Annotated in this window: 18 protein-coding genes and 1 other RNA gene; 7 read left to right on the top strand and 12 right to left on the bottom strand. The window is 70.5% G+C overall.

Annotated features, from left to right (window positions below; genetic code table 11):
- Positions 1-14 precede the first annotated feature (14 nt).
- Positions 15-2,363, top strand: coding sequence for a winged helix-turn-helix domain-containing protein (locus ACW5E8_RS08505; protein WP_456965015.1), 2,349 nt, complete (start codon positions 15-17; stop codon positions 2,361-2,363).
- A gap of 174 nt (positions 2,364-2,537) precedes the next feature.
- On the opposite strand, the gene rnpB is transcribed toward ACW5E8_RS08505, so the two are convergent.
- Together rnpB and rsmI are read right to left on the bottom strand one after the other, a co-directional pair.
- Positions 2,538-2,901, bottom strand: an RNA gene (gene rnpB / locus ACW5E8_RS08500) — RNase P RNA component class A.
- Positions 2,902-2,979: 78 nt separating this feature from the next.
- Positions 2,980-3,804, bottom strand: coding sequence for a 16S rRNA (cytidine(1402)-2'-O)-methyltransferase (gene rsmI / locus ACW5E8_RS08495; protein ID WP_456965279.1), 825 nt, complete (start codon positions 3,802-3,804; stop codon positions 2,980-2,982).
- Positions 3,805-3,861: 57 nt separating this feature from the next.
- Between rsmI and ACW5E8_RS08490 the strand changes: the two genes are divergently transcribed.
- The gene (locus ACW5E8_RS08490) at positions 3,862-5,043 is read left to right on the top strand and encodes a penicillin-binding protein activator (RefSeq protein WP_456965014.1); all 1,182 of its coding nucleotides are present in this window, start codon (positions 3,862-3,864) and stop codon (positions 5,041-5,043) included.
- Positions 5,040-5,411, top strand: a complete 372-nt coding sequence (locus tag ACW5E8_RS08485; protein WP_456965013.1) for a YraN family protein — start codon at positions 5,040-5,042, stop codon at positions 5,409-5,411. Before ACW5E8_RS08490 ends, ACW5E8_RS08485 begins: the two co-directional genes overlap by 4 nt.
- Before the next feature lie 3 nt (positions 5,412-5,414).
- On the opposite strand, the gene thiL is transcribed toward ACW5E8_RS08485, so the two are convergent.
- From thiL to ACW5E8_RS08435, 10 genes are all read right to left on the bottom strand, one after another.
- Positions 5,415-6,374, bottom strand: a complete 960-nt coding sequence (thiL, locus tag ACW5E8_RS08480; RefSeq protein ID WP_456965012.1) for a thiamine-phosphate kinase — start codon at positions 6,372-6,374, stop codon at positions 5,415-5,417.
- Positions 6,375-6,390: 16 nt separating this feature from the next.
- Entirely contained in the window at positions 6,391-6,864 is a 474-nt protein-coding gene (nusB, locus tag ACW5E8_RS08475) for a transcription antitermination factor NusB (RefSeq protein ID WP_456965011.1), read from the bottom strand.
- A complete protein-coding gene (gene ribH / locus ACW5E8_RS08470) occupies positions 6,861-7,328 on the bottom strand; it encodes a 6,7-dimethyl-8-ribityllumazine synthase (protein WP_456965010.1) in 468 nt (155 codons plus the stop codon). Before ribH ends, nusB begins: the two co-directional genes overlap by 4 nt.
- Positions 7,329-7,451: 123 nt before the next feature.
- Positions 7,452-8,576 carry a 3,4-dihydroxy-2-butanone-4-phosphate synthase gene (gene ribB, locus ACW5E8_RS08465; protein WP_456965009.1) on the bottom strand — a complete coding sequence of 375 codons (1,125 nt, stop codon included), beginning with the start codon at positions 8,574-8,576 and terminating at the stop codon, positions 7,452-7,454.
- 199 nt (positions 8,577-8,775) lie between these two features.
- The gene (locus tag ACW5E8_RS08460; RefSeq protein WP_456965008.1) at positions 8,776-9,369 is read right to left on the bottom strand and encodes a riboflavin synthase; all 594 of its coding nucleotides are present in this window, start codon (positions 9,367-9,369) and stop codon (positions 8,776-8,778) included.
- A 6-nt stretch (positions 9,370-9,375) separates the two neighbouring features.
- Positions 9,376-10,500, bottom strand: a complete 1,125-nt coding sequence (gene ribD / locus ACW5E8_RS08455) for a bifunctional diaminohydroxyphosphoribosylaminopyrimidine deaminase/5-amino-6-(5-phosphoribosylamino)uracil reductase RibD (RefSeq protein ID WP_456965007.1) — start codon at positions 10,498-10,500, stop codon at positions 9,376-9,378.
- A complete protein-coding gene (locus ACW5E8_RS08450; protein WP_456965006.1) occupies positions 10,500-11,216 on the bottom strand; it encodes a DUF4272 domain-containing protein in 717 nt (238 codons plus the stop codon). The genes ribD and ACW5E8_RS08450 overlap by 1 nt, the downstream gene beginning before the upstream one ends.
- A 5-nt stretch (positions 11,217-11,221) precedes the next feature.
- On the bottom strand, positions 11,222-11,758 hold the full coding sequence (gene nrdR / locus ACW5E8_RS08445; RefSeq protein ID WP_456965005.1) for a transcriptional regulator NrdR: 537 nt from the start codon (positions 11,756-11,758) through the stop codon (positions 11,222-11,224).
- Positions 11,759-11,791: 33 nt separating this feature from the next.
- Complete coding sequence (glyA, locus tag ACW5E8_RS08440) at positions 11,792-13,060, bottom strand: serine hydroxymethyltransferase (RefSeq protein ID WP_456965004.1); 1,269 nt, start codon at positions 13,058-13,060, stop codon at positions 11,792-11,794.
- Between the two features lie 142 nt (positions 13,061-13,202).
- Positions 13,203-13,682 (bottom strand): RcnB family protein, encoded by a 480-nt coding sequence (locus tag ACW5E8_RS08435; RefSeq protein ID WP_456965003.1) that lies wholly within the window; start codon positions 13,680-13,682, stop codon positions 13,203-13,205.
- A gap of 164 nt (positions 13,683-13,846) precedes the next feature.
- Here ACW5E8_RS08435 and ettA point away from each other — a divergent pair, with 164 nt between their 5' ends.
- From ettA to ACW5E8_RS08415, 4 genes are all read left to right on the top strand, one after another.
- The gene (gene ettA, locus ACW5E8_RS08430) at positions 13,847-15,508 is read left to right on the top strand and encodes an energy-dependent translational throttle protein EttA (RefSeq protein WP_456965002.1); all 1,662 of its coding nucleotides are present in this window, start codon (positions 13,847-13,849) and stop codon (positions 15,506-15,508) included.
- Positions 15,509-15,703: 195 nt separating this feature from the next.
- On the top strand, positions 15,704-16,513 hold the full coding sequence (gene pyrF / locus ACW5E8_RS08425; RefSeq protein WP_456965001.1) for an orotidine-5'-phosphate decarboxylase: 810 nt from the start codon (positions 15,704-15,706) through the stop codon (positions 16,511-16,513).
- Positions 16,514-16,614: 101 nt separating this feature from the next.
- Positions 16,615-17,262: a hypothetical protein gene (locus ACW5E8_RS08420; protein WP_456965000.1), complete on the top strand. Its 648-nt coding sequence runs from the start codon at positions 16,615-16,617 to the stop codon at positions 17,260-17,262.
- A 73-nt stretch (positions 17,263-17,335) separates the two neighbouring features.
- Complete coding sequence (locus tag ACW5E8_RS08415; RefSeq protein WP_456964999.1) at positions 17,336-17,956, top strand: hypothetical protein; 621 nt, start codon at positions 17,336-17,338, stop codon at positions 17,954-17,956.
- Positions 17,957-17,960 lie beyond the last annotated feature (4 nt).

The raw sequence follows: 17,960 nt of genomic DNA, 5'->3' as shown, positions 1-17,960 counted from the left end.
ACCACAGGTGATCCTTGTCCCGAGCCGCAGACGACCGCAGCCGCGACGGTCTCCATCGGCAGCAACTTCGCATCGGCGCATTCCACGTCGACGCCGGTGCGCTGCAGGTGGAATCCGGCGGAAACACCACGCGACTGAAGCCCAAGGCCGTGGCCGTGCTGCTGGCGCTTGCCCGCGAGCCGGGCGTGACGGTTTCACGCGACGAACTGCTCGACGCGGTCTGGGGCAGCGTGCACGTCACGCCGGGCGTGGTGGGGCATGCGATCACCGCGCTGCGCCGCGCGTTCGGCGACGACCTCGAGCGGCCCAGCTATATCGAGACCATCCCGCGGATCGGCTATCGCCTGATCGCGCCGGTGGAATGGCTGGCCATCGCCGAGGTGGTCGAGCCCGTGCAGGACGCAGCCGGACACGGCGCGGACGCCGAGGCGATGGCGGCAGGCGTGGCAGCTCCCCTGTCGGACTCAGCTCCGACTGCGGCCGCGGTCGAGGCTGGGGCGACAGCGCCGACGACGGACGCGATCGCTGCAGACGGGATCCCCGGCGGCCTGCATGCACGGACGGGCAATGCGAGACCGCGAGCCGGTGTGCAACGCTGGCTGCCGCTCTTGGGCGTCGCGGCGGCAGCCCTGACAGCCGCCGCGTTGTTCGCGACCGGCCCGTGGCGTGGGGATGCCGAGGTGCCGACGCCGGCCGCCGCGAACACCGGGATTACGGCCGGACCGGCGCGCCGGGTCACGTTCGCCCCGGGCAGCGAAGACCATCCGCGCTTCAACCCGGGCGGTGACTGGCTGGTCTACAGCCGTCGCGACCGGCTTGGGGACGCACCCGGCCTGTTCCTGCAGTCGATGCACGGCACGGAGGCGATCACGCTGGCCGGAGGCGATCACGCCGAGCGCCCGGCGTGGTCGCCCGACGGCCGCGAAATCGCCTATGTCTGGCGCGCGGACGACGGCACGCGCTGCGAGATCCGGATCACCAGCATCGACGGTGGCGGCCAGCAGACCGTCGGCGAATGTCCCGCGCGCAGCGTCGTGTACCTGGACTGGAACCCGGCCGACGCCGACCAGATCGCCTACTCCGCGATCATCCCCGGGAGCGCCGCGGACACGCGCGTCACCCTGCTGCGACGGGGCGAGGGCTGGGCACGGGAACCGTTCGAATACGGAGACCTGGAAACCGCCGCCGATCTCTATCCGCGGTTCTCGCCGGATGGCACGCGGATCGCCTTCCGTGGCAGCACCAATCCCACGTCGGACCTGTATTCGGTGGCGATCGGCGGCGGCGCGGTGACGCGGCTGACCACGCTGCGTTCGGAGATCCACGGCTTCGACTGGCTGCCCGACGGCTCGGGGCTGGTGTTCTCGTCCAACCACGAAGGCCCTCGCGCGCTGTATGCGCTGGAACTGGCCGACGGCCGCATCACCGCGCTGGGCATCGCCGACGCTTCCTCGCCCGATGTCGCCGGCCGTGACTGGCACCTCGCCTTCCAGATCGAGGCCTGGCGTTCCGCGCTCGCCGAGCATCCGCTTGACGGCGGCCCGAGGAGGCTGCTGGCACCGTCTTCGGGGCGCGACTTCTCTGCCGCGATGTCGGCCGACGACACCCGCGTGGTGTTCGCAAGCGACCGCGATGGCAGCTCGCAGCTCTGGCTCCTGGACCGCAGCGCGGACCAGGCCACCCGGCTCACCCGGCACGAGGCCGGACTGGTGGAATCACCGGTGCTGTCGGCCGATGGCCGCCGCGTGCTGTACGTGCTGCGCGTGCAGGGCCGTCACGAGCTGCACGAATTCGACCTCGACCGGGGCCTGTCGCAGCGCGTGGCCGAGGCCAGCGCATCGCTGCGCAACGCCATCTACGCCAGCGACGATCGCTCGATCTGGTACGCCGGCTGGAGCGATGCCGGCTGGTACCTGCACACATGCCGGCGGTCCGCCGATGCCTCCGGTTGCAGCGGCAAGCCGACCCGGCTTCCGGCGTTCCGGGTCGAGCGCGCAGCGGTGGACGGGCGCCCGGTCCTGCTGCTGGCCGAAGCCGGCAGCCAGGGCCGCGTGTTGCTGTATTCGGAAAACGACCTGCGCCCGCTGCGCGACGCGCCGCTGCCCATCGAGGAGCCGTGGCAGGTGGTCGGCGATGCCGTGTGGTCCCTGCAGTCGAAGGGTGACGGCTCCGGTGTCGCAGACCTCCAGGCGCACTCGCTGCGTGATGGCGAGGTCACGCACCTGGCCACGCTGCGCGGGCTGCGGCTGCTCCTGGGGGGAGGATTCCAGGTCAGCGCGGACCGCCGCCACATCGTGCTGCCGGTGGTGACCGAAAACCGGACCGACATCGGCGTGGCGCGGCTGCGCCCCAACGGCGGCTGAAGCCGCCGCCGAAACAGCAACTTCGGCAAACCCGGTGCGCAGCCTTGGCAACGCATGCCGGGGAGCCGCGCGCGAGACTGTGGCCAAGGGCACGAAAGCCCGTCAAACCAAGTGAGTCTTGCGCACGGCCCCCTCTCTCTCCCCAGGGCCGTGCGCAATTTTTTATGAGGAAGGTGGCGGAGCCGGCCGATAAGCCGGGTTCTGTCGTGGACAGTCATTCCTCTAGGCGCATCGTCGCCGATACGCTCAAGCAACCTACCCGGACCCGACGCGGGCCGCGCCATTAGGTCCCTATTTGGTCTTGCTCCCGGTGGGGTTTGCCGTGCCGGTCTGTTGCCAGACTCGCGGTGCGCTCTTACCGCACCGTTTCACCCTTGCCACGCATTCCGAAGAACCGTTCGGCGGTCTGCTCTCTGTTGCACTTTCCGTCGGCTCGCGCCGCCCAGGCGTTACCTGGCACCGTGCCCTGTGGAGCCCGGACTTTCCTCGGCACCAACCCATCGAAATGGGCCGATGACGCGACTGTCTGGCCGACTCCGCCGTGGGCATTGTCGCACGGGGCGATCCGACCTATCGCGCGCTTTCTTCCCCGCAGGCGGGGGAAGGGTCGGCGCGGTCAGCCGCCGTACAAGGCTTTCCTCGGGGCGCCACTGAGTTCCGCGGCGAGCTTTGCCGCGGTCGATGGCGGCAAGTGGGCGGCGAGCTTGGCGTACAGCAGCCGGCCTTGCACCACCTTCGCTTCACCATCGTCGCCCACGCCTTCCACCAGCAGCACGAACTCGCCCTTGCGCTGGTTGGCATCCGCTTCGACCGCGGCATGCAGGTCGGCGAGCGTGCCGTCGAGCACGGTCTCGAAAAGCTTGGTCAACTCGCGCGCCAGCACGGCGCGGCGGCCGTCGCCGAACACGGCGCGGAAATCGGCCAGCGATTCGACGATGCGGTGCGAGGACTCGTAGAACACCAGCGTGCGCGTATCCCCCGCCAGCACAGCCAGGCGCTCGCGGCGCGCGCCGGCCTTCGCAGGCAGGAAGCCTTCGAAGGCAAAGCGGTCGCTGGGAAGCCCGGCCACGCTGAGCGCGGCGATGATCGCGCTCGGGCCGGGCACCGGGCTGACGCGGATGCCGGCCTCGCGCGCGGCGCGCACCAGGCGGAAACCGGGGTCGCTGACCAGCGGCGTGCCGGCGTCGGACACCAGGGCCAGCGAGTCGCCCGCAGCCAGGCGCACGACCAGCCGCCCGGCCACCTCGGCCTCGTTGTGCTCGTGCAGCGCCAGCAGCGGCTTTTCGATGCCGAAGTGCGCCAGCAGGTGCCGCGTATGCCGCGTGTCTTCGGCGCAGATGGCATCGACGGCGCGCAGCGTATCCAGCGCGCGCGGCGACAGGTCGGCGAGATTGCCGATGGGCGTCGCGACGACGTGGAGGGTTCCGGCGGCGGGCTGCATCGTGTCCTTGCGGGGGTGACGGTAGAATCCGGGCATTCTCGCAGCCGGAACGCCTTGATGCGCCATCCCTGGAAGCAGGCCCTTGCCGCCACCCTAGCCGCGCTGGCGCTTGCCGGCTGTTCGACCGTGCAGGTGACGCGCCCCGCCGACGCGCCCGACGCGGCGCCGGCGCCGGCCGAGGCCGGCCACTGGCAGTTCGACGCCGGCGACCGCCCGCCCGCCGAGCGCGACGGCTACCGCCCGCCGCTCAAGCTGGCCGTGCTGCTGCCGCTGACCGGCAACCTGGCCACCGCCGCGGGCCCCGTGCGCGACGGCCTGCTGGCCGGCTATTACGGCGAACATCGCCGTCGTCCGGACCTGGAGTTTTACGACACCAGGGGCACGGCCTGGGGCGCGGTGGAGGCCTACCAGCGCGCGGTGGCCGAAGGCGCGGGCCAGGTGGTCGGGCCGCTGGGCCGGGACGAGGTCGATGCGGTGTTCGCGCAGACCACGGCCACGGTGCCGGTGCTGGCCCTCAACCGCGCCGGCACGCCGCCGGTGAACAGCGCCAGCTACGCGCTCGCCCCCGAGGATGAAGGCGTGGCGGCGGCCGATTTCCTTGCCGCGCGCAGCGCGCTGAGGGTGCTGGTGCTGAGCTCCGGCGACGACAGCGCGCGACGCAGCATCGATGCGCTCACCGCGCGCCTGCAGGAACTGGGCGGCAGCGTGGTGCAGCAGCTTGCGGTGGTCGGCGACGATCCGCCCGACCTGATCGGGCCGATGCAGGCCGCGCTGCAGCGCGAGGGCGGCGTGGACGCCGTGTTCATGGCGCTGCGTGGCCCGCAGGCGCGGCTGGCGGCCGCCCAGGTGTCGGCGGCCGGCCTGTCCGGACGGCCGCGGGTGGCGACGTCGCAGCTGCTGTCGGGCACGGGCAACGCCGAAGACGACGCTGCGCTCGACGGCATCGCCTTCCCCAACGATGCCTGGTCGGTGTCCGGCGTCCCGGGCCTGCCGCCGGCGCGCGGCGTGGCCGACGCGCTGCCCACCGCGCGCGGGCCAGCCGCGCGACTGTTCGCCTTCGGCTACGACGCCTGGCTGCTGTCGGCCTATCTTGGCCACCTTGCCAGCAGCCCCGAGGCTTCGGTCTCCAGCGCCAGCGGCGTGCTGCGCATGGGCACCGACGGCCACGTGCTGCGCACGCCGGCCTGGTCGACCTTCAGCGGTGGCTACGTGGTGCCGCTCGCGGGCGCCGCGCGTTGAGCGAAGCCCGGCGCCGCGGCGCCGGCGTGGAGGCCGCGGCGCGCACGCACCTGCTGCGCGCCGGGCTGGGTGACGTGGCGGCCAATGCCGGCTATCGGCTCGGCGAGCTCGACCTGGTGATGCGCGACGGCGACACCCTGGTCTTCGTGGAAGTGCGCTATCGCGCCAGCGCCGATTACGGCGGTGGCGCGGAATCGGTCGACTTCGGCAAGCGCCGGCGCATCGTGCGCGCGGCACAGCTGTTCCTGCTGCAGCACCCGGCGCTGGCCGAGGACTTCTGCCGCTTCGACGTGGTCGACGCCACCGGCGACCCCGAAGCGCCCCACTTCACCTGGCATCGCGACGCGTTCCGCGTCGACGACGCCTGAGAATCAGGGATTGAAGTGCTCGTGGCCCGGGCGGGCGGACAGCCACGGCCGGCCGTCGCGATCCAGGGCATGTATGCCCTGCCCCGCCACCACCGTGCCGACGCGCGTGACCTGGACCCCGGTCGCGGCCGCGTCTGCCGCCGCGCGCACGGTGGCGTCGGCGCCACCGGGTGCGGTGAAGCAGAGCTCGTAGTCGTCGCCGCCCGCGGCCTGCAGGGCGCGCGCGGCGTCCTCGTCCATGTGCGGGCGCAGCGCTTCGTGCCCGGGTAGCGCATCGACCTCCAGCCGCACGCCCACGCCACTGGCGACACAGACATGGCCGAGGTCGGCGAACACGCCATCGGAGATGTCGATGCAGGCGGTCGCCACGCCACCGAGCGCACGACCGAGCGCGATCCGCGGACGCGGGCGCTCCAGACGCTCACGCAGCGCCGGATCGATCGCATCGCCCGCGCGCCACTGTTCCAGCGCGGCCGCCGCGCCGCCCAGGGTGCCGCTGACCCACACGCCATCGCCCACCCGCGCGCCGTCGCGACGCAGCGCGCGCCCGGGATCGACGAAGCCGTGCACGGTCACCGATATCGACAGCGGCCCGCGCGTGGTGTCACCACCAACCAGGGCGACGTCGTACAGCGCGGCGAGCGCCAGGAATCCGTCGAGGAAACCCGCTACCCAGGCCGGATCGCCGTCGGGCAGCGACAGCGACAGCGTGCACCAGGCGGGCTCGGCGCCCATGGCGGCGAGGTCGGACAGGTTCACCGCCAGCGCCTTCCAGCCGACGTGCGCGGCCTCCGTGCCCGGGGGGAAATGCACGCCGTCGTTGAGCGTGTCCATCGCCACCACCAGCTGCATGCCGGGCGGCGGCTGCAGCAGCGCGGCATCGTCGCCGATGCCCAGCACGACGTCGTCGCGCGCCTGCGTGGCGCGCGCGCGGATCAGGTCGATCAGCGTGAATTCGGCCATGGTGGCGGCCGCGGGCTCAGCCGCGCGACGCCTGCACTTCGGTCGCGCGCCACGCGGCGGCGGCGTGGTCGAGCACGCCATTGACGTAGGTGTGGCCGTGCTCCGAACCGAAGCGCTTGACGGTCTTCAGGGCCTCGTCGATCACCACCCGGTAGGGCACGTCGATGCGGTGGCGAAGCTCGTAGGCGGCGATCCGCAGCATCGCGCGCTCGATCGGGTCGACCTCGGCGATGGTGCGGTCGAGGAAGGGCTGCAGGGCGGCATCCAGGTCGCGGCGATGGGTCTCCACGCCGCGCACCAGGTCCTCGAAGTACTCGAGGTCGGCGACTTCATGCGCCTGTTCGTGCGCGAACTGGGCGATGGCGTTGCGCGCGTCCACGCCCGAGAGCTGCATCGCGTACACCGCCTGCAGCGCACGACGGCGCGAGCGCGAGCGCGCCACGGTGTCGATGCCGGCATTGCGGCCGCCGCCGCCACGCTGCGGCTTCACGACAGCTTCCCCAGCAGGTTGGCCATTTCGATCGCCACCAGCGCGCACTCCTCGCCCTTGTTGCCGTGGCTGCCGCCTGCGCGATTCTCGGCGTCTACCATGTCGTCGACGGCGAGCACGCCGTTGGCCACCGGCACGCCATGCGCGAGCTGGACCTGCGCCAGGCCCTCGGCGCAGCTGTCGGCGACGTGTTCGAAGTGGCGGGTATCGCCGCGCACCACGCAGCCCAGCGCGATGATCGCGGCATGGCTGCCGCTGCGCGCGAGGCGGGCGGCGACCATGGGGATCTCCCAGGCACCGGGCACGCGCACGACGTCGACGGCATCGGCGGCCACGCCATTGCCCTCGAACGTGGCACGCGCCGCGCCCACCAGGGCGTCGACGATGCGCGGGTTCCAGCGGCTGGCGATGATCGCGAAGCGCGCGCCTTGCGGCGCCCGCAGGTCACCTTCGAAATGCGTCATGGCGTGTTCCTTGGGAAGGCCCGCATTCTAGCCGTTCTCAGATGACCGTCCGACCCTCTTCCCCGCCGGGCGGGGGAAGATGACTGAAGGGCGAAGCTTGCGGGAGTGTCGGTTGGCCGCGCGCTACGCCAAGGGCTCGAGGTATTCCACGACCTCAAGCCCGAAGCCGGCCAGGCCAACCTGCTTGCGGGCGGTGCCGAGCACGCGCAGCTTGCCCAGGCCGATATCGGCCAGGATCTGGCTGCCGGCGCCGTTGCGGCGCCATTCCACCAGCGCACCGCCCCGCGCGTCGGGGGGCGCGGCATCGCCGGCGGGCAGCGAATCCGCCGCGCGCAGGCGCTCCAGCAGCGCATCCGGCGTCTGCCCGCCGTCGAGCAGCACCAGCGCGCCGCGGCCTTCGGCGGCGATCGCGGCCAGCACGTCACCCACCGCGGGGCCGAAATCGGGGCGGCGCCAGCGCAGCACGTCGGCCAGCGCATTGCGCACCTGCACGCGCACCAATGTCGGCGTATCGGCATCGGGCTCGCCGCGGACCAGCGCGAAGTGCAACGCATGGCCGAGGCGGTCGTGATAGGCGTGCAGGCGGAAGGGGCCGTGCTCGGTTTCGATGTCGCGGCTGTCCACGCGCTCCACCGTGTGCTCGGTCTCGAGGCGATGGCGGATCAGCGCTTCGATCGAACCCATCTTGAGCCCGTGCTCGCGCGCGAACACTTCCAGCTCCGGGCGGCGCGCCATGGTGCCGTCGGGGTTGAGGATTTCCACCAGCACGCCGGCCGGCTCCAGCCCGGCGAGCAGGGCCAGGTCGGCCGCCGCCTCGGTGTGCCCGGCGCGCGCGAGCACGCCGCCCGGCTGCGCGGTCAGCGGAAAGATGTGACCGGGCTGGGCGAGGTCGGACGGCGCCGCGTTCGGGCGCACCGCGGTGCGGATCGTGTGCGCGCGGTCGTAGGCCGAGATGCCGGTGGTGACACCCTCGGCTGCCTCGATGCTGACCGTGAAGTTGGTGTGGTGCGACGAGGTGTTGGACTGGACCATCGGCGGCAGGCCCAGCTGCGCGCAGCGTTCGCGGGTCAGCGACAGGCAGACCAGGCCGCGGGCGTGGGTGACCATGAAATTGATGTCGGCCGGGCGCACGAGCTCGGCGGCCATGATCAGGTCGCCTTCGTTCTCGCGGTCTTCGTCGTCGACGATGACGACCATGCGGCCGGCGCGGAGCTCTTCGAGCAGTTCGGGGATGGGGGCGAAAGGCATGGGACTGCGACCTGGGTTGGATTACGGAGTGCGGGCCTGGGGCCGGCGGCGAACTGGTGCCTGTGGGAGCGGCGGCTGGCGCCTGTGGAGCGGCTGCTGGCACCTGTGGGAGCGGCTATAGCCGCGATCGCTCTGCATGATGGTTTGATCGCGGCTATAGCCGCTCCCACGAACAGCGGTGGTTGGGGCTCCTGGCGTTTCAAGGCGCGCTTTGCAGGCGCTCGAGATAACGCGCGATGAGGTCGACTTCGAGATTGACCGGGTCACCCACGCGCGTCGCGGAGAACGCGGTGTGGGACACCGTATGCGGCACCAGTGCGACCTCGAAGGCTTCGGCTTCGGCGGCATTGACGGTCAGGCTGACGCCATCCACGCAGATCGACCCCTTCTGCGCGACGTACTTCGCCAGGGCCTGTGGCATGGCGAAGCGCCAGCGCTGCGCGCGCGCATCCTCGCGCACGTCGAGCACGCGGCCGACGCCGTCGACATGGCCGCTGACGATGTGGCCACCGAGGCGATCGGTGGGGCGCATCGCGCGCTCGAGGTTCAGCGGCGCGCCTTTGGCCAGCGCGCCGAGCGTGGTCAGGGCGAGGGTTTCGTTGGAGGCATCGGCCTCGAAGTGGCCGCCGTCGAAGGCGACCACGGTCAGGCAGACGCCGTTGACCGCGATGCTCTCGCCCAGCCGTGCGTCGTCGAAGGGCAGCCCGCCCACTGCGATGCGCAGGCGGGCGTCGCCGCCGCGCGCTTCTCGTCCCGCCATGCGGCCGACGGCCTCGATGATTCCGGTGAACATGGCGCCCTACCCCGCCGCGCCGGCTTGGGCATCGACCACCGGGGGCAGCGGGACCAGGCGCAGGCGCAGGTCGTCACCGACGCTGACGGTCTCTTCCACGCGCATCCGCATGCGCTGAGTCATGTCCTGGATCTGCAGTCCGGCGAACAGCGGCCGCGCCTGCGCGCCCAGCAGCACCGGCGCCATGTACAGCAGCACTTCGTCCACCAGGCCCGCGCGCATGAACGCACCGGCAAGCGTGGCACCCGCCTCCAGCTGGACCTCGTTGATGCCGCGCTCGGCCAGCAGGCGCAGCACGGCGGCGAGGTCCAGCGCGTTGCCGACGGCCGGCACGGCCACGCGCTCGCAGCCGAATTCGCGCGGCGGCTTGGCGTTGGCGGCGTGCACGTACAGGGTCGGCGCATCGCCCTCGCGCACGCGACCACGGGCAATGGTGGCCAGGCCGGGGTCGAGCACCACGCGCAGCGGCGGCGCGAACTCGGCGTCATCCTCCAGGCGCACGGTCAGCTGCGGGTCGTCGGCCATGATCGTGCCGGAGCCGGTCAGCAGGGCGCCGCTGCGGGCGCGCCAGCGCATGACGTCGCGACGCGAGGCTTCGCCGCTGATCCACTTCGACTCCCCGCTCTCCAGCGCGGTGTGCCCGTCGAGGCTCATCGCCAGCTTCACGCGCAGCCACGGCCGCCCGCGCACCAGGCGCGAGACGTAGCCGCGATTCAGAGCTTGGGCCTGCGCATCCATCAGGCCGTGCGCGACCTCGATCCCGGCCGCGCGCAGGCGGTCGAAGCCGCTGCCGTCGACCTGCGGGAACGGGTCGCGCATCGCCGCGACCACGCGCGAGACGCCGGCCGCGATCAGCGCATCCGCGCAGGGGCCGGTGCGGCCGGTATGGGCGCAGGGCTCGAGGGTCACGTAGGCGGTGGCGCCGCGCGCGTTGTCGCCGGCGGCTTCGATCGCCAGCACCTCGGCGTGCGGCCCGCCGGGGCGCCGGTGCCAGCCTTCGCCCACCACCTCGCCGTCGCGCACGAGCACGCAGCCGACCATCGGGTTGGGACGCGTGGTCCAAGCGCCACGCTCGGCCAGGCGCAGCGCGCGCGCCATCATCACGTGGTCGGTTTCGGAATAGCCCTGCATCAGGTGATGTTTTCCACGTTGGAGTAGACGGGATCGGCGCCGGCAAGCCAGCTCGCCGCGCGGTGGCGCTCGCCGGCGATGCTGGTGCAGCGCTCGAGGCGGGCGTCGTCGACGCGGTCGATGCGGCTGCCGTCGATGGCGAGGTCATCGTCGACCAGGGCGCCCTGGTCGATGTCCAGCCGCGCCCAGCCGCCGTTGGCGACCACCGCGGCGAAATTCATCGGGCCCGGCCGCTGCGCGTACTCGCGCAGGCGCCAGTGCACCGCCAGCTGGCGGGCAAGGAAGGTGTCGATCTCGCGCTCGCCGCGCAGCTCGGCTTCGCTTTCACGCTCCAGCGCGCGGAGGTCGAGGAACCCCAGCGGCCAGGCGATGTCGTCGGGGTCGACCAGGCGATCGTGCGGCAGCGGCGCGTGGCGCCCCAGCGCCCAGGCCAGCACGTAGGCACCCTCGGCGCGCCAGCCGGCATCGAGCGCGAGGTCAGCGTCGAGCTCGCCCAGCGGGGTCGCAAGCAGCGTTGTTTCATCAGGCTCCAGCGACTGCTCCAGCCCGGTGGCATGCAGCCAGTCGAGGATGCGCGGGTGCATGTCGCGCGCCTCGGCCGCGTCGGCGCGCGCCTCCAGCCCCGCACGCGCGGCCACGCTGGACAGCACCAGGGCGCGGCGCAGCGCCTCGCCTGCCTTCGGCCGCGGATAGCGCCCGGGTTCGCCGGCGTACACCGGGCTCAGCGCTTCCGGCCCTTGCCGGAGCGCGAATCGAAGGGAACGACCTCACCCCCGCCAAGCAGGGGCAGCTGGCCTTCGCCCGGCAAGTCGCGCTCCAGGCGGTCGAGCTCCTCGCGGAAGTCGGCCACGTCCTGGAACGCGCGGTACACCGAGGCGAAGCGCACGTAGGCGACGTGGTCGAGCTTGCGCAGCTCGGCCATCACGAACTCACCCACCCGGCGCGAAGGCAATTCGCGCTCGGTGGTCATGCGCAGCTGGTGGATCACCGCGCGCACCGCGGCCTCGATCTGCTCCTCCGACGCCAGCCGCTTGTGCAGCGCGCGGTCGAAGCTCTGCCGCAGCTTGCGGGCGTCGAAGTGCTCGCGGCGGCCATCGGACTTGATGATCGCCGGCAGCTTGAGCTCGATGGTCTCCATCGTGGAGAAGCGCTCGCCGCAGGCTTCGCACTCGCGCCGGCGGCGGATGGTCGCGCCATCGTCGCTGACGCGCGAATCGATGACCCGGGTGTCCACGTGCTGGCAGAATGGGCAGTGCATGGGGCGGCGACGCGACTCCTGGAAAGGACGGGATCAGCCGTAGACGGGCAAGTCCCTGCACTGCTTCGTCACCTGCTCGCGCACGCGGGCGATGACGGCCTCGTCGTCCGGAGCGTCGAGCACGTCGCACATCCAGCCGGCGAGCGCGATGCAGTCGGCTTCGCTGTATCCGCGCGTGGTCACCGCCGGGGTGCCGATGCGCAGGCCCGACGTGATGAAGGGCTTCTGCGGATCGTTGGGCACGGCGTTCTTGTTGACGGTGATGTGCGCGCGGCCCAGCGCCTCTTCGGCGGCCTTGCCGGTCACGCCCTTGCCGATCATGTCAACCAGGATCAGGTGGTTCTGGGTGCCACCGGACACGACCTTGTAGCCGCGGTCGATGATCACCTTCGCCATCGCCTGCGCGTTCTTGACCACCTGCTGCTGGTAGGCCTTGAACTCGGGCTCCAGCGCTTCCTTGAAGGCCACGGCCTTGGCCGCGATCACGTGCATCAGCGGGCCGCCCTGGATGCCGGGGAACACGATCGACTGCAGCTTCTTGACGATGTCGTCGGCGCCCTCGCCCATCGCCTTGCGGCTGGCGACGATGATGCCACCGCGGGGACCGCGCAGGGTCTTGTGGGTGGTGGAGGTCACGATGTGCGCGTGCGGCACCGGGTTCGGGTACACGCCCGCGGCCACCAGGCCGGCGACGTGGGCCATGTCGACGAACAGGTACGCGCCGACCTTGTCGGCAATGGCGCGGAAGCGCGACCAGTCGATCTCCTGGGAATAGGCGGAGAAACCGGCCACGACCATCTTCGGCTTGTGCTCCACCGCCAGGCGCTCGACTTCGTCGTAATCGATCAGGCCTTCGTCGTTCACGCCGTACTGCACGGCCTTGAACAGCTTGCCGCTGACGTTGACCTTGGCGCCGTGGGTCAGGTGGCCGCCGTGGGCCAGCGACATGCCGAGGATGGTGTCGCCCGGCTGCAGCAGGGCCAGGTACACGGCCTGGTTGGCCTGCGAGCCGGAATGCGGCTGGACGTTCGCATAGTCGGCTCCGAAGAGCTGCTTCACGCGGTCGATGGCCAGCTGTTCGGCGACGTCGACGAACTCGCAGCCGCCGTAATAGCGCTTGCCGGGATAGCCCTCGGCGTACTTGTTGGTCAGCTGGGTGCCCTGGGCCTCCATGACGCGGGGGCTGGCGTAGTTCTCGCTGGCGATCAGCTCGACGTGATCCTCCTGGCGCTGGTTCTCTGCGGCGATCGCCGCGGCCAGTTCAGGGTCGTAACCTTCGATACGTGCGTCGCGCGGGAACATGTTCGCTCCAGGGGCCGGGAAGACCGGCATTGTAGCCCGGCCCAGACCGCTCGATGCCCGCCTGGCGGAACGCTCAGGCCCATCCGAAGCCCCATTCCCGGAGCGCCGGCGGGCCGGGGGGGGGGCCGCCGGATGTGGGGTCTCAGCGACCCAGGATCACGTCGGCGATGATCCCGGTGGCGATGGCCACCAGCAGGAAGTCGCCGGCGTCGCTGCGGCGCCAGTGGTGGCCGCGCGGCGGATGGTGCAGGCCGTAGGGGCGGTAGTCGTTCACCACGTAGGTCGGCGCGTAGCCGCCATAGCCGTAGTGGCGGCCGCGGGCCCACGGCGGCGGGCCGCGGTAGGCGCTCGGGTGGTGGACGACCACCGGGCGGGGAACGTAGACCACGCGGGTGTCGGGGCGGTCGTACCGGCGGTCCTGGCGACGGTCATGCTTGCGGTCGCCGCGGCGGTGATCACGGCGATGGTCTGCCCGCCGGTCGTGGCCGCGGCGCCAGTCCTGGCTGGAGTGGCTGCGGTCATGGCCGCGGCGGTTGTGGTCCCGCGCTTCGGCCGGGGCCGCGAAGGCAACGCCCAGCGCCAGCGCGAGGGCGGCAAGTCCAAGGGTCCTGAAGGGCTGCATCGGGTCATCTCCGGCGGTGGGCTCGAAGCCGACTATCGTTCGCCGCGCCTGAACAACAGCCCTACTGGGCAGGCGGCCGCGGGCCCTATAATTGGCGCATCCCCATCCACCCGTTCCCGCCCGTGCACCGCCCGGGTGGCGGCGGATGTCGCACCGGAGCCCCCATGTCGCAATACATCTACACCATGAACGGCGTCAGCAAGACCGTTCCGCCCAAGCGCCAGATCATCAAGGACATCTCGCTGTCGTTCTTCCCGGGCGCCAAGATCGGCCTGCTCGGCCTGAACGGCTCCGGCAAGTCGACGGTGCTGCGAATCATGGCGGGCGTCGACACCGACTTCAGCGGCGAAGCGCGCCCGCAGGCCGGCATCAAGGTCGGCTACCTGGCGCAGGAACCGGAGCTGGATCCGGAGCACACCGTGCGCGAGGCCGTCGAGGAAGGCGTGGGCGAAGTACTGCAGGCGCAGAAGCGCCTGGACGAGGTCTACAACGCCTATGCCGAAGAAGGCGCGGACTTCGACGCCTTGGCCAAGGAGCAGGAGCGCCTGGAGGCGATCCTCGCCGCCGGCGACGCGCACACGCTGGAAAACCAGTTGGAAGTGGCCGCCGACGCGCTGCGCCTGCCGCCGTGGGACGCCGTGATCGGCAAGCTGTCGGGCGGCGAGAAGCGCCGCGTGGCGCTGTGCCGCCTGCTGCTGCAGAAGCCCGACATGCTGCTGCTCGACGAACCCACCAACCACCTCGACGCCGAGTCGGTCGAGTGGCTGGAGCAGTTCCTCGCGCGCTACACCGGCACCGTGGTGGCGGTCACGCATGACCGCTACTTCCTCGACAACGCCGCCGAGTGGATCCTCGAACTCGACCGCGGCCGGGGCATTCCGTGGAAGGGCAACTACACCGACTGGCTGATGCAGAAGGACGATCGTCTCAAGCGCGAGGATTCGCAGGAGAAGGCGCGCCAGAAGGCGATCCAGAAGGAGCTCGAATGGGCGCGGCAGAACGCCAAGGGCGGCCGCTCCAAGGGCAAGGCGCGCCTGGCCCGCATCGATGAGCTGCAGGCCGTCGATTACCAGAAGCGCAACGAGACCAACGAGATCTTCATCCCGCCGGGCGAGCGCCTGGGCGCGAAGGTGATCGAGTTCAAGAACGTCTCGAAGAAGTTCGGCGACCGCCTGCTGATCGACGACCTGAGCTTCATGGTGCCGGCCGGCGCGATCGTCGGCATCATCGGCCCCAACGGCGCCGGCAAGTCGACGCTGTTCAAGATGATCACCGGGCAGGAGCAGCCGGACTCGGGCTCGATCGACATCGGTCCGACGGTGAAGCTCGCCTACGTCGACCAGAGCCGCGACGCGCTGACCGGCAACCACAACGTGTTCCAGGAAGTCGCTGGCGGCCTGGACATCCTCAACATCAACGGCATCGAGATCCAGTCGCGCGCCTATATCGGCCGCTTCAACTTCAAGGGCCAGGACCAGCAGAAGCTGGTGGGCACGCTGTCGGGCGGTGAGCGCGGACGCCTGCACATGGCCAAGACCCTGCTGCAGGGCGGCAACGTGCTGCTGCTCGACGAACCGTCCAACGACCTCGACATCGAAACCCTGCGCGCGCTTGAAGACGCGCTGCTCGAGTTCCCGGGCAACACCTTCGTGATCAGCCATGACCGCTGGTTCCTGGACCGCATCGCGACCCACATCCTGGCGTTCGAGGGCGATTCGCACGTGGAGTTCTTCCAGGGCAACTATCGGGAATACGAAGAAGACAAGCGCCGTCGCATGGGCGACGACGCGGGTCCGAAGCGTTTGCGCTTCAAGGCCTTGAAGTAAAGAGCGGTTTTGGCCACGGATCTACGCGGATCAGGCCGGGGCGAAGAGCGCTTCCGGGCGCAAGATCGCAGGCAGTGCCGAAATGCCTGAGTTGCTCCTGTTCTTATCCGCGCCAATCCGCGCAAATCCGTGGCAAAAAAGCTTTCGCTCTATCCGCGTTCATCCGCGCAAATCCGTGGCAAAAGGAGCTCTTCGATGCATTTCATGCAGCAGCTTCGCCAGCGCTGGGCCACGTCCGGGTCGCTGGTCTGTGTCGGGCTGGATCCGGAGCCGGCGAAGTTTCCGGCACAGTTCGCGGGTGATCCGGACGCGGTGTTCGGCTTCTGCCGCGACATCGTCGATGCCACGGCGGAGTTCGCGTGTGCGTTCAAGCCGCAGATCGCGCACTTCGCGGCGCTGGGCGCGGAGGGCGCGCTGGAGCGGCTGATCGCGCATATCCATTCGACGCATCCCGGTGTGCCGGTGATCCTCGATGCCAAGCGTGGCGACATCGGTTCGACCGCGCAGCGCTACGCGGCGGAGGCGTTCGACCGCTACGGCGCCGATGCTGTGACCGTGAATCCCTATCTGGGCGGTGACTCGCTGCAGCCCTACCTCGCGCGCGCCGATCGTGGCGTGGTCGTGCTCTGCCGCACCTCCAATCCGGGCGCGGGCGATCTGCAGGATCTCGTGGTCGATGGGCGGCCGCTGTACCAGCACGTGGCCGCGAAGGCCGCGGCGGAGTGGAACGGGAACGGCAACGTGGCGCTGGTGGTCGGTGCGACGTGGCCCGAGCAGCTGCGCGAGGTACGCGCGATCGTGGGTGACATGCCGCTGCTGGTGCCGGGCATCGGTGCGCAGGGCGGCGACCTCGAAGCCGTGATGCGGCATGCCAGGGATGCCGGCGGCAATGGGGTCCTCGTGAGTTCCTCGCGGGCCATCCTCTATGCAGAAGGGGATGATTTCGCCAGCGCTGCAGCGACGGCCGCCAGGACCCTGCGCGAAGATATCAATCGCTGGCGATAAACGCGCTGTCGGAAGTACCCGACTGCCAAACGCGCCTCGGACCGACTGACACCCCAGTCGGCGACAAGCATCCTGCGCGTCTGCCAGCCCAAGGATGACCGATGAACGCAGGGATACTCTTCGCAATCGCCACCATCTCTGCGTGCGCTGCCTGCGTGGGCGTCGCGCATGCGCAGGTCAGGGTATCGCCCGGCGTCGCCGACGCGCGGCAGGAGCGCGTGATCGAGCCTGGCATCCGCTTTGACAAGGCCGCGGCGCTCCACGCGCTGGAACCGGGCAACTCCACGATCCAGGGAACTGCCTGCTGGACCGGGACCCGGACCGGCACGCGCGCATCGAACGTCCCGATCCTCCTGCTCCCGGTCACGCCGTACCTGGAAGAGCTGGTCCGCCTGCGGAAGAAGGCGCGCCGCGGCGAGGCGGTGTTGCAGTCCGAGGAGCTGCTCAAGACCAGCATCGCCACGTTCGCCAACGACAAGGGCCGTTTCCAGTTCACCGACCTCAAGCCCGGACGCTACTATCTCTATGCCGTCGTGGATTTCGCATACGCGCGGACGCACGACGCCTATCGCGGGACGGGTCAGCATTCGCGGGGGACCGTGCATTACTACTCGCCGGAAACCGTGAACTACGTGGGTGGCGGCGAGATCGAGAAGTTCGTCGATGTGAAAAAGGACGGCGACGTGGTGCGCACCTCGCTCACCAATAGCGGCTTCTACGCTTCGCTGTTCAAATGCGTCACGACATAGGCTTGCCACGCGCATCACGCCCGGCAGGTATGGTTCCGGCACAGGGCTTTCGGCCCGTCTCCGGAACACCATGATGAAGTCCATGACCCTGGCCGTCCTTGCCGCACTCCTTGCCGCGTGCACGCCTTCCACCGCGCCGGATGCATCGGAGGCGCAGGACGTTGCGCCGCCCGGCACGGGAACGGATTACATCGCCGGCACCGGCGATGCGATCGCACCCGCCGAACCGGCGACGGACGAGGTCGCAACGACTGCCGGCAGCGACGCCGAAGACACGCAGTACTTCGATTTCAGCGGCGATGCACTGCTGCGGGTCCGCGCCGACGCGCGCCCGGCCACGCCGGAGCTGCGCGACGCCGCCCGGCGCATCGTCGATGCCACAGGCGAAGAGCGCGGCTGCGGCGCCTATCCGGAAGGCGAGCGCCTGTTCATGCTCGACCTCGATGGCGCGCCCGGGGAAGAGGCGCTGCTGCTCTACACCATGGAAGGCTGCGAAGGCATGGCCAACTACTACGATCGCAACGGCTACGTGCTGCGCCAGGTCGACGGCGCATGGCAGCAAGTGGCGGAGTTCTCGCTGGGCACGCGCCTGGTCGGTCCGGCGCACGTGACGTCCATCGGCAATGGCAAGCTGGTGGTCACGCCCGAGGACGGCAGCATGGCGCAGGCGGCCGAAGTCGTCGTCGCGCCCTGAGCGG

It is taken from the genome of Luteimonas sp. A649 (genome assembly GCF_054072735.1).
This window is presented reverse-complemented; position numbering and strand designations above follow the sequence as displayed.

What these genes read in the sequence shown, in the direction of transcription:
- rsmI (WP_456965279.1), bottom strand. Translation starts at nt 3,804, where the DNA reads ATGCAGCCCGCCGCCGGAACCCTCCACGTCGTCGCGACGCCCATCGGC.
- ACW5E8_RS08490 (WP_456965014.1), top strand. Translation starts at nt 3,862, where the DNA reads ATGCGCCATCCCTGGAAGCAGGCCCTTGCCGCCACCCTAGCCGCGCTG.
- thiL (WP_456965012.1), bottom strand. Translation starts at nt 6,374, where the DNA reads ATGGCCGAATTCACGCTGATCGACCTGATCCGCGCGCGCGCCACGCAG.
- ribH (WP_456965010.1), bottom strand. Translation starts at nt 7,328, where the DNA reads ATGACGCATTTCGAAGGTGACCTGCGGGCGCCGCAAGGCGCGCGCTTC.
- ribB (WP_456965009.1), bottom strand. Translation starts at nt 8,576, where the DNA reads ATGCCTTTCGCCCCCATCCCCGAACTGCTCGAAGAGCTCCGCGCCGGC.
- ACW5E8_RS08460 (WP_456965008.1), bottom strand. Translation starts at nt 9,369, where the DNA reads ATGTTCACCGGAATCATCGAGGCCGTCGGCCGCATGGCGGGACGAGAA.
- ribD (WP_456965007.1), bottom strand. Translation starts at nt 10,500, where the DNA reads ATGCAGGGCTATTCCGAAACCGACCACGTGATGATGGCGCGCGCGCTG.
- nrdR (WP_456965005.1), bottom strand. Translation starts at nt 11,758, where the DNA reads ATGCACTGCCCATTCTGCCAGCACGTGGACACCCGGGTCATCGATTCG.
- glyA (WP_456965004.1), bottom strand. Translation starts at nt 13,060, where the DNA reads ATGTTCCCGCGCGACGCACGTATCGAAGGTTACGACCCTGAACTGGCC.
- ACW5E8_RS08435 (WP_456965003.1), bottom strand. Translation starts at nt 13,682, where the DNA reads ATGCAGCCCTTCAGGACCCTTGGACTTGCCGCCCTCGCGCTGGCGCTG.
- ettA (WP_456965002.1), top strand. Translation starts at nt 13,847, where the DNA reads ATGTCGCAATACATCTACACCATGAACGGCGTCAGCAAGACCGTTCCG.
- pyrF (WP_456965001.1), top strand. Translation starts at nt 15,704, where the DNA reads ATGCATTTCATGCAGCAGCTTCGCCAGCGCTGGGCCACGTCCGGGTCG.
- ACW5E8_RS08420 (WP_456965000.1), top strand. Translation starts at nt 16,615, where the DNA reads ATGAACGCAGGGATACTCTTCGCAATCGCCACCATCTCTGCGTGCGCT.
- ACW5E8_RS08415 (WP_456964999.1), top strand. Translation starts at nt 17,336, where the DNA reads ATGAAGTCCATGACCCTGGCCGTCCTTGCCGCACTCCTTGCCGCGTGC.